This is a genomic window from Opitutus sp. GAS368 (assembly GCF_900104925.1).
Lineage (GTDB): Bacteria > Verrucomicrobiota > Verrucomicrobiia > Opitutales > Opitutaceae > Lacunisphaera.
This window is the reverse complement of the sequence record NZ_LT629735.1, coordinates 2,874,770-2,887,524: the sequence shown is the minus strand read 5'-3', so window position 1 is coordinate 2,887,524 and position 12,755 is coordinate 2,874,770. Positions and strand designations below refer to the sequence as shown.

General features: G+C 67.5%; 9 protein-coding genes. 2 read left to right on the top strand and 7 right to left on the bottom strand.

The window, feature by feature from the left end:
* Position 1: 1 nt before the first annotated feature.
* A complete protein-coding gene (locus BLU29_RS12350) occupies positions 2-1,141 on the bottom strand; it encodes a hypothetical protein (RefSeq protein WP_091058367.1) in 1,140 nt (379 codons plus the stop codon).
* A 96-nt stretch (positions 1,142-1,237) separates the two neighbouring features.
* Positions 1,238-4,219 (bottom strand): D-alanyl-D-alanine carboxypeptidase/D-alanyl-D-alanine-endopeptidase, encoded by a 2,982-nt coding sequence (gene dacB / locus BLU29_RS12345; RefSeq protein WP_091058365.1) that lies wholly within the window; start codon positions 4,217-4,219, stop codon positions 1,238-1,240.
* 288 nt (positions 4,220-4,507) lie between these two features.
* Here dacB and BLU29_RS12340 point away from each other — a divergent pair, with 288 nt between their 5' ends.
* Entirely contained in the window at positions 4,508-6,058 is a 1,551-nt protein-coding gene (locus BLU29_RS12340) for a hypothetical protein (RefSeq protein ID WP_091058362.1), read from the top strand.
* A 93-nt stretch (positions 6,059-6,151) separates the two neighbouring features.
* Here BLU29_RS12340 and BLU29_RS12335 read toward each other — a convergent pair whose 3' ends face one another.
* Complete coding sequence (locus tag BLU29_RS12335; protein WP_091058359.1) at positions 6,152-7,237, bottom strand: dipeptide epimerase; 1,086 nt, start codon at positions 7,235-7,237, stop codon at positions 6,152-6,154.
* 74 nt (positions 7,238-7,311) lie between these two features.
* Positions 7,312-8,163 carry an MBL fold metallo-hydrolase gene (locus tag BLU29_RS12330; RefSeq protein WP_091058356.1) on the bottom strand — a complete coding sequence of 284 codons (852 nt, stop codon included), beginning with the start codon at positions 8,161-8,163 and terminating at the stop codon, positions 7,312-7,314.
* A 201-nt stretch (positions 8,164-8,364) separates the two neighbouring features.
* Here BLU29_RS12330 and pyrE point away from each other — a divergent pair, with 201 nt between their 5' ends.
* Positions 8,365-8,934: an orotate phosphoribosyltransferase gene (gene pyrE, locus BLU29_RS12325; protein ID WP_091058354.1), complete on the top strand. Its 570-nt coding sequence runs from the start codon at positions 8,365-8,367 to the stop codon at positions 8,932-8,934.
* Positions 8,935-9,025: 91 nt separating this feature from the next.
* On the opposite strand, the gene BLU29_RS12320 is transcribed toward pyrE, so the two are convergent.
* The 3 genes from BLU29_RS12320 to lpxD form a co-directional block, all read right to left on the bottom strand.
* Complete coding sequence (locus BLU29_RS12320) at positions 9,026-10,465, bottom strand: Do family serine endopeptidase (RefSeq protein ID WP_091058350.1); 1,440 nt, start codon at positions 10,463-10,465, stop codon at positions 9,026-9,028.
* Positions 10,466-10,626: 161 nt separating this feature from the next.
* Positions 10,627-11,574 carry a ribose-phosphate pyrophosphokinase gene (locus tag BLU29_RS12315; RefSeq protein WP_091058348.1) on the bottom strand — a complete coding sequence of 316 codons (948 nt, stop codon included), beginning with the start codon at positions 11,572-11,574 and terminating at the stop codon, positions 10,627-10,629.
* Between the two features lie 150 nt (positions 11,575-11,724).
* Positions 11,725-12,750, bottom strand: coding sequence for a UDP-3-O-(3-hydroxymyristoyl)glucosamine N-acyltransferase (gene lpxD / locus BLU29_RS12310; protein ID WP_091058345.1), 1,026 nt, complete (start codon positions 12,748-12,750; stop codon positions 11,725-11,727).
* Positions 12,751-12,755: the final 5 nt, after the last annotated feature.

Genomic DNA, 12,755 nt, shown 5'->3' with positions numbered 1-12,755 from the left:
GTCAGATTTTCACGAACCACTTCCGGCGCCACAGGATCCACGCGAAGGCGAAGTGCAGCAGCACAAACGCCAGCGCGAAGAGCAGCGAGGCGTTCACCGGGCTGGCCAGCGGCACGAACGCGTTCCGGTAGATGCAGCCCTTCAGCGTGATGCCCTGCCCGTCCGCGCCGGTCCACTTGATGAGGTAGAGCAGCTTGCCCAGCACGCCGGCCGACACGAACATCGCGAGGGCGTTGGTGCCGTAGATCACGAGCGGCGCGGCCCAGCGCGACCAGCCGCGCACGTCGATGAGCCAGTGAAACACCGCGAGCAGCACCAGGGCCCAGCCGGCCATGAACACGGCATAGGAGCTGGTCCAGAGATTCTTGTTGATCGGCAGCACCAGGGACATCAGCGCTCCAAGCGTCAGCAACGCCCCACCGCCCCCGAGCAACCGGGCGGTCAGCGCCCCGCCCGACCAGCGGCGCATCATCTGGCCGGCCAGCACCCCGAGCAGCGTGGTGGCGATCGCCGGCAGGGTGGAGAGGATGCCCTCGGGGTCGAAACCCGGCACCGGCGCCCCGCTCCACGTGTGGCCGGCCAGCACGTGGGAATCGATCCACCAGCAAAGGTTGCCCGTCGGCTCGAGCACGCCGGCGCCATAGCCGGGCACCGGCACGCAGACCAGCAGCGCCCAGTAACCGGCCAGCAGCCCGACGGCCCACGCGAGCTGCCCGCGCCAGCCGGTGCGCAGGAAAATCGCCCCGGCCGCCAGGTAACAGAGCCCGATGCGCTGGAGCACGCCGGGGATGCGCATCTTCGCGAAGGAGAAATGTTGCTCGGGCAGCAGCCCGAACGGGAACATCACCAGGAAAATCCCGACCCCGAAGATAATGGCCGCGCGGATGACTACATGCCGGAAAAGCTGGCTGCGATCGGCCCCCTGCCCGACCCGCCGCGCAAACGACAGCGTCATCGCCACGCCGATGATCCACAGGAAGAAGGGAAAGATCATGTCGGTCGGCGTCCACCCGTTCCACGGCGCGTGTTCCAGCGGCGGGTAGATGTCGCTCCACGAGCCGGGGTTGTTCACGAGCAGCATGCCCGCGATCGTCGCGCCGCGAAACGCGTCGAGGGAGACGAGGCGGGCCGGAGGGTTCATTTCAGCAATGTAGGGTCGCTGCTTGCGGCGACCTCGCGTGCATAGGTCGGCGCAAGCGCCGACCCTACATATCGTTTGGCCCGCGGATTCATCTCTTCATTTCCCGCCGTATTGCGCCAGCAGCACCGCCAGTTCGTCGAGCGGATCGCCGGCCTTGGCGTCGTCCGGCACCGGGTAGCGGTTTACCATCAGGCTGAATGCGAGTTTCTCGCCCGCCGCCGTGGTCACGTAGCCCGAGAGTGAACTCGCGTAGCGCAGCGTGCCGGTCTTGGCACGGACATTGCCCTCGGCCGCCGTGCCCTTCATGCGCCGGCGCAGCGAGCCGTCCACGCCGGCGACGGGCAGCGCCGCGACGAAGGCGTCGTGCTCCTTGTGCGCGGCCATGAACTGGAGCAGGCGCACCGTGGCGTCGGCCGTGGTGAGGTTGTTGCGGGACAGGCCCGAGCCTTCCTCGAAAATCGTGTGACCCTTCGCGACGCCGGCCGTCGCGAGGAACCCGTCCAGGGCCGCCACGGCCAGTTCGTCGGATTGCCGCCAGGCCGGCGTGTCCGGCTTGCGCCGCAGTTCACCCAGGTGGTCGAACACCAGGTCGGTCTTCAGGTTTTGCGACGGCTTCATGATCGTCGCGACGATCTCGCGCAGCGGCGCGGACGCGACTTCGCCCAGCTTCACCGCGCCGGGGCGGGGCGGCTCGGGCCAGCGGACGCCGACGGCCTTGCCCTCGACCGGGATGCCGGCGCGCTTGAGCGCCTCGCGCAGGCAGGTGGCGAACCAGTCGGCCGGCCGCTCCATCGTGACCCCGGTTTCCTCCGCCTTGCCGCCCAGGGGCAGTTCCCCCTGCAACAGCACGCGGTTCTCGCCGGGGAGGCGCTGCACCTGGAGGTGGCGCTGGCCGCCCGCGGCGGTCGTGACGGTGCGGTTGTCGAGCACCAGGCCGCTCAACGGTTGCTTGAATTCCGCGACGCCGGGCTGCCCGATCTCCTTCGCCGGCGTGACGTGCAGGTCGACATAGTTCTCGTCGAGCGAGATCGCCGAGATCTCCGCGCCGTAATCATCCTGCAGGTCGCCCACCGCCCAGCCCGCGCCCTGCGGTGGTTCGCGCAGCCAGGTCGCATCGGCCACGAGATCGCCGGTGACGCGCTTCACGCCGGCCTGCTTCAGTGCGGCGATGAACGGTTCGAACGCCGTCCAGAAATCCTTCTTTTCCATCCGCGGGTTCCAGCCCGGGTCGCCCCGGCCGCTGATGATCAGGTCGCCCTTGATGTTCCCGGCCGCATCCACCGGAGCCGTGGCGAGCAGGGGCGTCACGATCCGGTAGTCGCCGCCCAGCTGGTCGAGCGCGAGCGCGCAGGCGTAAAGCTTGCTGTTCGAGGCCGGGCTCATCCGTGCGTCCGCCGCGTGCGCGAAGAGCGTGCGGCCGGTGTCGAGCGAGACGACCTTCACGCCCCAGAAGGCGCCGGCAAACTTCGGCTGGGTGACGTAGGCCTCGAGCTGCGCCTGCAGCGCGACCTGCGCGCCGGCAAAGCGGCAGGCCATGCCCGGCTTCGCGCCGGTGTGCTCGCCCTGCGCGATGACGGGCACGCCGTTGACGAGGACCCAGGGCACGCCGATGGCATAATGGTGCGGGTCGGCGTAGGTGGAGGGATCGCCGATCTTCTCGGGGTCGAAGACCGCAATGTCGGCCCAGTTGCCTTCCTTCAATTCGCCGCGGCCGGTAAAGCGGTAGGTCGTGGCCGGCAGGCTGGTCATCTTGCGGACGGCGTCCTCGAGGGTGAGCACCTTCAGGTCGCGCACGTAACGGCCCAGGACCCGGGCGTTGTTGCCGTAGCCGCGGGGATGCGGGACGTCCTTGCCGAACTCGCGAATCCCGCTGTCCGAGGCGATCATGGTGTTCGGGTGGCGCATGAACTTCTGCAGGTCCTGCTCGTCCATGCCGTGAAACACGCCCTGGGCGCCGCCGTTTTTCTCAAAGTCGAGGATCACCTCGATCTGGGCGTCGAGCGAATCGGAGCCGTGGAGCTTCTTGGCCGCCTCGAGGATGTTCATCCCGTTGATCGAGGTGTCGTGGCGGAACGACGCCACCACCGCGTAGGCGTAATCCGCCCGGCCGCGGGTCAGGATGTTCTGCTTCATGCGCATCACCAAATCGGCCTTCTTTATCGGGTCGTCGAGGACCGCCATGAAATGCGCGTGGCCGCCGTTGAACGCGTCGTCGGGGATCAGCTGCCGCATGGTCGTGCTCGACGCGGTGTAGGCATATTGGTCCTGGGTGATATCGAGGCCGCTCGCCCGCGCTGCCTCGATGTAGGCGAGGACCTTGTCGGCCTGGCCCCAGGCGTTCTCGCCGGAAAGCTTGAGGTGCGAAACCTCGGCGCGCAGGTGCGCCCCGCGCGCAACCGCGAACACCTCGTCGAGCGCGGCGTAGATCCGCGTGTCCTCGTGGCGCATGTGGCTGGCGTAGATGCCGCCGTAGGGCGTGACGGCCTTGGCCAGCTCGACGATCTCGTCGGTCTTGGCAAACGTCCCCGGCAGGTAGATCAGCCCGGTGGAGAGGCCCACGGCGCCGTCTTGCATCGCGCGATCGACCAGGCCCTTCATCTTCGCCATCTCCCCGAGCGTCGGGGCGCGGTCGAAACTGCCGCCCATGGCGGCCGTGCGTACGGTGTTGTGCCCGATGAGCGTCGTCACGTTGATCGAAACCCTGTTGTGCTCGACGTCGCGGTAGAACTTGGCGACATCGAGCGCCGAGCCGCCGCAGTTGCCGACGACGATCGAGGTGACGCCCATGCGCAGGAAGTTCTCGGCCAGCGGCTGGTCCGCGACCTCGTCGGCGTGGGTGTGCACGTCAATGAAGCCCGGGGCGACGATCAGCCCGGCGGCATCGATCTCGGCCTTCGCCGTGCCCTCCACCCGGCCAATGCGGGCGATGTGGCCGTCGCGCACGGCGACGTCGGCGAAGAAGGCCGGGGTGCCGGTGCCGTCGACCACCCGCCCGTGGCGGATGATGAGGTCGAATTCTTCCGCTGAGGCGAGGGGAACGCAGGCCAGCAGGGCGGCCGCGCCGAGGATGAATCGCATGGGGGATTCTTCACCGGCCACGTGCTTGGTGTCCAGCCATCCGTAAGGTGGAACCGGACCTTCAGCCTCCGCCTAGCCTATGGCTGACAGGCCGGGCCGGTTTTCTTCCGCGCACATCGAACCAACCCGTCCGGAGGCCGGGTTCCACCTTTTGGAGGGCCCAGCTCCAGCTGGGCCGCGCGGCTCAGCTGGAGCTGAGTCCTCCATCAAACAGCGCGCTGCGGTCAGTGCGCTCCCCCTTTAGCCTCGCCATGCCCGGCGGGTTTTCGCTCGATAGCGGCCCTCAGGATGAACGGCTACCTCAACCCCGGCGACTGGCTGGTCATTGTCGCCTATCTCGGCGGCATCATCGGCCTGGGGATCTGGCTCGGCCGGGACCAGCGCAACACGCGCGACTATTTCCTCGGCAGCCGCAACATTCCCTGGTGGGGCATCGGGTTCTCGATCGTCGCCGCCGAGACCAGCGCGCTGACGGTCATCGGCGTGCCGGCCATCGCCTACGGCTCGGACCTGATGTTCATCCAGATGATCTTCGGCTACGTGCTGGCCCGCATCATCCTGGCCGTCGTGATGGTGCCGCATTACCTGAAGGGTGAAATCTATTCGCCCTACCAGCTGCTCGAGCAGCATCTCGGCCGCGGACCGCGCCGGCTGGCGGGTGCGTTCTTCCTGTTTCTCGAGACGCTGGCGGCCGGCGTGCGCGTCTACGTCGCCTGCATTCCCATCCGGCTCATGCTGGGCGAGCGCGTCTGCAGCCTCGGCGGCATCGTCGACCCGATCCTCGGCGCGATCCTGATCTTCGTCACCCTGTCGCTGCTCTACACCTGCATCGGCGGGGTGAAGGCGGTCATCTGGACCGACGCGGTGCAGTTCGGGCTCTTCCTCGGCGGCGGCCTGTTCGCGCTTTGCTACATCCCGACCCTCTTGGACGGCGGCTGGGGCGCCGCGCTGGCCCAGGCGGGCGCGGCCGGGAAACTCGTGTGGCTCAACACCCGTTTCACGTTCTCCGCGCCCTTCAACCTCTGGATGGGCGTCCTCGGCGGCACGGTGCTGGTGCTGTCGTCCCACGGCGCCGAGCAGCTCATCGTGCAGCGCGTGCTCGCCTGCCGCGACGTGGCCGACGGCCGGAAGGCGCTCGGCTTGAGCGCGGTGCTGATCTTTCCGTTGTTCCTGATCTTCCTTCTCGTGGGCGTCATGCTCTGGGTGTTCTACCAGAGCCATCCGTTCCAAATTCCGTTGCCCGAGGCCCGGCCGGGTATCAAGTCAACGGACTTCGTCTTCCCGATCTTCATGCTGACCGAGGTGCCGCACGTGCTGAAGGGGTTCCTGCTCGTGGCCATTCTAGCGGCGGCGATGTCCTCGATCAGTTCCGCCCTCACCGCGCTGGCGTCGGTTTCGACCATGGACTTTGTCCGGCAGATGGTGCGGGACCGGGACGAGGCCTACTTCCTGCGGTTCAGCCGGCTCTCGACGGTTTTCTGGGCGGTCGTGCTCGTGGGCGTGGCGTGGCTGTCACGTGAGGTGCAATTCGTCCTCAACGCCGCCTTCTCCCTGCGCGGCCTCACCAGCGGTGCGCTGCTCGGCGGGCTGATCCTCGCCCTCTTCGGCCGGCGGGTCGGCGCCCGCGCCGCCATGGCGGGCATGATCGTATCCTTCCTCGCCATGAACCTGATCTACTGGCCGCCGAACGTGCCGGGACTGCGCGACGCATGGATGAAACTGTTCGGTGGCGAGGTCTTCTGGCCGTGGTTCACGCTGATCGGCACCACGCTGACGCTTGGCACAGCGTGGGTCGTGAAGGCGGTGTGGCCCGGACCGGCAACGGAGCGCTCTGACTGATGGAGGCGGGACTATTAGTCCCGCAGGTTTCGCATGCGATCCTTATGCCTCGCGGGACTGATAGTCCCGCCTCCAGTTGAGCCGACCCGCAGCCTATTTCGGCACGACGCCGTGCCCGGCCGTGATGTGCGCCACCGAGATGGCGCCGCCGTCGAGGGCGAAGCCGCCGTCGAAGGGGTTCGTCGCCAGGAACAGCGGCGTGTCGAGGTCGGCGAAGGTGAAGCCCCCCTGCCCCGCCGCGAAGCACGCCGACACGGTCATCGCGAGGATCGACTCGACATTGCCGCCGATCATGAGACCGAGGCCCGTGCGACGGGCGACGGCGACGATCTCGAGCGCGGTCGCAATGCCGGCCTTCATCAGCTTGATGTTGAGCACCTGGACCGCCTGGGCGTCGGCCAGCTTCTGGGCGTCGGCCGCCGAGCAGACGCTCTCGTCACCGGCCACCAACCAGCCGCTTTCCTCGCCGAGCGCCCGCAGGCCAACCAGATCGTCCTTGGCCAGCCATTGCTCGAGCAGGGCCGGTTTGATGCCGAGACCGCGGAGGCCCTGCACCAGCGTGGTGGCGTCGGCGCGGGAAACGCCGGCGTTGCCGTCGAGAATGAGCGGAGCGTCCGGCGCCACCTCGTGGATCGCCTTCAGCCGCGCCAGGTCGTAAGCCGGGCCCTTGGGGCCGCCGACCTTGACCTTGATCAGGCGGATGCGCCGGGCCCGGATGGCGCGGGCGTCTGTCGCAGCCTGCTCGGGCGAGCCGGTCGTCACGGTCATGTCGGTCTCGAGCGCCGTGCCGGCGCCGCCGAAGAATTTCCACAACGGCGTGCCGTCGCGCCGGGTCAGGGCGTCGAGCAGCGCCATCTCGAACGCGCATTGGGCCGAGCCGCACCGCCCGCCGCCGCGCTGGCGGAATTCCCCGGCCAACGCGCGCCAGTCCGCCGCGTGCCGGCCGACCAGCCAACGGCGCGCCCCGGCCAGGGTGGCGAGGGCGTCCGCCTGGGTTTCCCCGTTGTAAGGCGGCAGCGGGGCCGCCTCGCCATAGCCGACCGCTCCGCCTTCCAGCCCGACCGTCACGAGCACGTTGTTGGCCATCGCCTGCGCTCCGCCGGAAATGCCGAAGGGCGTGTGCAGCGGGATGTCGAGCGGCCGGAAGTCGAACTTGGTGACAACAAAGGGGACAGGCATCGGCGCAAACTAGCAATCCGGCGGCTGGGAGGAAGCCGTTTCGCGGAACGGCGACCGGGCCGGACCGCCAAGGCCTAGCGGGCGAGAAACGGGTTGAAGCGCCGCTCGTTGGCGGCGGTGGTCAGCGGGCCGTGCCCGGGTGCGATCACGGTGTCATCGGCCAGCAGGCCCATGATGCGTCCGGAATGCGTGAGCTGCCGCTGGCAGCAGAAATAGCCTCCGCCCAGCGAGCCCGCGAAAATCAGGTCTCCCGAGATCAGCAGCGCCGGTCCGGCCGGATGCGTCGCGAACTCCACCAGGTAACAGTTGTGCTCCGCGGCATGTCCCGGGGTGCTGAAGGCCGTGATATTGAAATCCCCCACCCGGACCCTCTGCCCCTCGCCCAGCCCGCGGCACTCCGGCCAGCGGCCGTTGGGCGGACCGTGGAAATGCCCCAGCTCGCTTTCGCGCAGCACCACCTCGAGCCCGCCGATGTGCTCGGCCTCGTAGTGCGTGACGAACACCGCGTCGAGCCGCTGGATCTCCGCCGGCCAGGCCCGGTGCAACTCGGCATGGCTCGCCCCGGTATCGAAGAGGATCGCGCTGTCGCCGCCCGCGCTGACCAGGTAGGCGTTCGCCACGCCGACGCCATAAGGCATGCGCAGCGGATGCAGCTGGAACGTCAGCCCCGTCGCAGCGGGCAGCGGATAAAGGCCCTGCGCGAGGGCGTTCAGCCCGACCTCGTTGAGGTTGAGCACGGCGGCCAGCCGGCCGACTTCCTGCGTGGTGAGGTCCGGCCGGTAGTCCAGCGCGTCGCGCAGCCGGCCGTAGTCCACCTTGGCCGCCAGCGCCAGGCTTTCGATCGACAGCGGCACGTTGCGCGCGGCCTTCTCGAGGACGTCCCCCAGCTCGTCTTCGAGCGCGGGCTTGTCGAGGGAGGGTTGCATGAGGGGAAGCTATGGACAAAAGCGGAAAACAGAAAGACCGAACCATCGAACCATTTTACCGGAGACCACGGAGGACGCGGAGAAATCATTCCAATCCAGATCCTCTGCTTCCTCCGCGCTCTCCGGTGAAAATCAGGCCGATTGGCCGGTCCCGGACAAAAATGGATTCCCTTCGCCCCGGGAATCTCCCACGTTTTTCGCATGGACGCCGTTCAACAGGAGGTCACCGACATCTTCATCCGCACCAAGGCGCTGCTACAGGGGCATTTCATCCTGCGCTCGGGGCTGCACAGCGGGCATTTCTTCCAATGCGCGCAGGTCTGCCAGGACATGCCGGCCGTGGAGCGCCTCGGCACCCTGCTCAAGCAGAAGCTCGGCGCGCTGGCCTACGACACCGTGCTGGCGCCGGCCATGGGCGGGCTGGTCATCGGCCAGGAAGTCGCGCGGCAGTCCAGGTGCCGGTTCATCTTCGCCGAGAAGGAAAACAACGTCCTCGTGCTGCGCCGCGGCTTCACCTTCAAGCCGGGCGAGAAGGTCCTCGTGGTCGAGGACGTCATCACCCGCGGCGGCCGCGTGCAGGAGTGCCTCGACATCGTGAAAAAGCACGGCGGCACGGCCGTCGCGGTCGCCGTGATGGTCGACCGCAGCGCCGGCCAGGCCAGGTTTGATGTGCCCTGCCTTTCGCTGCTCACGATGAGCTACCCCACCTATCCGGCCGACCAGGTGCCGCCGGAGATGGCGAAGATCCCCGCCACCAAGCCGGGGAGCTAGGTCAGATGGAGGCGGGACTGATAGTCCCGCCTCCAGTCGAAAACAAAAAGGCGCACCATCGGGTGCGCCTTGGTCTTGAGAAAGATATCTTTTACCGGGTGTTGAACATCACATAGCGGTAAACCCCGCGGTAGAAAATCAGGGCGATGTTGCGGCCGTCGCGGAGCGCGCGCTTGGCGGAGGCCAGGTCGGTCACGGGCGCGCGGTTCAGCTGCTCGATGACCGCACCCTGCGGGAAGGTCTCACGGTAAGGCGAATTGGTCGCGATCTCGGTGATGACGACGCCTTCGACGCGGTCATCGATCCGCAGTTCCTTGCGCAAGTCGTCGGTCAGGGGCGAGACCGACACGCCGGAGACCAGCTCGCCGGTGGGCGCGTTCTCATCCGGCAGCTTGCCCAGGGTAATCTCCGCGCTCTGGGGCTTGCCATCCCGGTAATACTTGACCGTCACCTTGGTGCCCGGGGCGGTCTGCGCGACGATCATGCGCAGGTCATCGCGCGAGGCGACGGCCTTGCCGTCGATGGCGGTGATGATGTCCTCGCGCTTGAGGCCGGCCTTGGCCGCCGGGCCGTCGGCCGGGTTGAGATCGGTGACCACCACGCCCTTGGTGTCCTTGGGCAGGCCGAAGGACTCGGCGAGGTCCGGCGTCAGGGGGTTGGGGTCGGTGCCGACGCCCATGTAGCCGCGGGCCACGGTGCCGGTGTCGATCAGGCTGTGCATGATGCTGCTCGCCAGGTTGATCGGGATGGCGAAGCCGATGCCGATGTTGCCCTGGGAGGTGGAGATGATGGCGGAGTTGATGCCGACGAGGCGGCCGCGGGCGTCGATGAGCGCGCCGCCGGAGTTGCCCTGGTTGATGGCGGCGTCGGTCTGGATGAAGTCCTCGTAGCCGCCCACCTCGTCGAGGATGCCCACCTTGCGGCCGGTGGCGGAGATGATGCCCATCGTGACCGTCTGGCCGACGCCGAGCGGGTTGCCGATGGCGAAGACCACGTCGCCGACGCGGAGCTTGCTGCTGTCCGCCAGCGTGGCGGCGGGCAGGTTCTCGGCCTCGATCTTGATGACGGCCACGTCGGTCTTGGGGTCGGTGCCGATCACCTTGGCAATGAACTCGCGGTCGTCATTCAGGAACACCTTGAGTTCGTCCGCCTCCTCGACGACGTGGTTGTTGGTGATGATGAAGCCGTCGGTGGAGATGATGACGCCCGACCCGAGCCCGCTCTGCTTCTGCTCGCGGCCCTGCGCGCCGAACTGGCGGAGAAACTCCGGCACCTGCTGCCGCACCATCTTGCTGGAGGTGACCGAGACCACGGCGGGGCGGATGGCCTCGAGGACATCGGCGTAGCTGGTGACGAGGCCCTTGACCTCGCCGATCGGCGAGGCGTCGATCTTCAGCGTGGGTTTCTTGAGCGGCGTCGCGGTCTTGGGAGCCGCCTTGTCGGCGGCTTTGTCCGCGGCAAGGAGGCCGACGGTCAGGCCGAGGATGGAAGTGGCGAGCGCAAAGAGCAGGGCAACCGACTTGGATTTCATAGGGAATTGGAGCGGACAGTGACATTGGCCATGGCGGGCTGTTCCGCAAGCGGGGACCTCGTCATGGTGGCAGGGTGGGATCACCGTAGCCCGCCTCGAACCGGAGAGCTTTTTCGATCGGAGGCGGGCTACGGCGATCCCGCCCTGCAATTTCAGCCGTTCTAGAAACCCTTGATCTTGAAAAGACTCGTGACGCTCTCGTTCGTGTTGATGCGCAGGATGGCCTCGCCCAGCAGCGGGGCGATGCTCAGGACGGTGATGGGCAGGCCCCGGGTGTCGATCGGCACGGAATTCGTCGTGATCAACTCGTCGATCAGGCCGCCCTTGAGGCGTTCGTAGGCGATCTCGTTCAACACGCAGTGGCTGACGGCCGCGCGGATGCTCCGCGCCCCGTGGTCTTTCAGGATTTTCGCGGCCGCGGTGAGCGTGCCGGCGGTCTCGGTGATGTCGTCCACCAGCAGCACATCGCAGCCGTCCACTTCGCCGACCACGTTGATGGCCTCGACGGTGGTGGCGCCGGTGCGCTTCTTGGCCACGAGGCCGAGCGAGGCGCCGAGGACGTCGGCGTAGGCCGAGGCCATCTTCATGCCGCCGACATCGGGGGAGAAGACCACGAGCTTGTTGCTCCGCTTGGTCGCGAGGTATTCGAAGAAAACCGGGGAGGCGAAGAGGTGGTCGACCGGGATGTCGAAGAAACCCTGGATCTGCTGGCTGTGCAGGTCCATCGCCAGGACGCGGTTGGCGCCGGCCGACATGAGGAGGTTGGCGACCAGCTTGGCCGTGATGGGCACGCGGGGCTGGTCCTTGCGGTCCTGCCGGGCGTAGCCGTAGAACGGGATGACGGCCGTGATGCGCTGCGTCGACGCGCGCTTGGCGGCGTCGATCATGATCAGCAGCTCCATCAGGTGATGGTTGGTCGGCGGGCAGGTCGACTGGATGAAATAGGCGTCCGCGCCGCGGATGTTCTCGTTGATCTTCACGAACGACTCGCCGTCGGGGAAGCAGGTGACGGTCGCGTCGCCCAGCGGGACGCCGATGGACGAGCAGATTTCCTCTGCCAGTGCGCGGTTGGATGAGCCGGAGAAAATCTTGAGCTTCGTGTCCCTCATTACCGCCGGTGGTAGCGGAGAAGCACGCACGCGGGAAGGAGAAAAGGGCCGCGGAGATTAATTAAGAAGGATGAGGGAAGTATTAAGAACGAAGAAACAGCTGACCGGCGGCGCGAGCCGCCACCCTTCCTGATTCTTCCTTCCTGCTTTTTACTTCTTCTCCAGCGCCTCGACGCGCTTGAAGAGGTCGGGCAGCCGCTGGTGGAGCACCTGCAGGCGACGCTCCAGCAGGTAGGGGATGGCCGGGGTGCCGTTGAGATAGCTGCCCGGCGGCGTGTCGTAGGCGATGCCCGTCTGGCCGCCGGCCTTGGTGCCCTGGCCGAGCGTGATGTGGCCGCCCACCCCGGCCTGGCCGCCCAGGATCACGTAGTCCTCGAGCGTGGTGCTGCCGGAGATGCCGACCTGGGCGCACAGGATGCAGTGCTTGCCGATGATGACGTTGTGGGCGATCTGCACCATGTTGTCGATCTTGGTGCCCTCCCCCACGACCGTCCGGCTGAAGCGGGCGCGGTCCAGGGTGGAATTGGCGCCGATCTCGACGTCGTCCCCGATAACCACCACCCCGATCTGCGGGATCTTTTCGTGCCGGCCGTTCACGAACTCGTAGCCGAAACCATCCGAGCCGATGACCACGCCCGGCTGAAGCCGGACCCGCTGCCCGAGGCTGCAGGAGGCGCCGAGCACGACGCCGGGCATGAGATAGCAGCCCTCGCCCACGCGCGCCCCGCGGCCGACGAAGACCGAGGCCTGCAGCACGCTGCCGGGGCCGACGACCGCATCGTCCTCGACGACGCACAACGGGCCGACATGGGCCGTGGCATCGACCCGGGCCGTCGACGCCACGACCGCGCTCCGGTGGACGCCCGGGGCGGGCTTGGGCCAGAGCGCCGCCTCGATGCGGGCGCAGACCTTGGCCAGCGCGACGGAGGGGTTCTCCACGAAAAGGAAGACTTGGCCCGGCCTGGGCTCGCCGGTGTAATCCAGCGGCAGCAGCAGCGCGGTGGCCGTGCTGGCGCCCACCTGGGCGCGGTATTTGGCATTGCCGAGGAAGGACAGGTCGCCCGCCCGGGCGGCGGTCAGCGAGGCGATGTCGCGGATCGGGTCCGTGGTCGAACCGGCGGTGCGTTGGGCGCCAACGATGGCGGCGATCTCAGCGGGGGTATAAGCGACCTGCATGGACA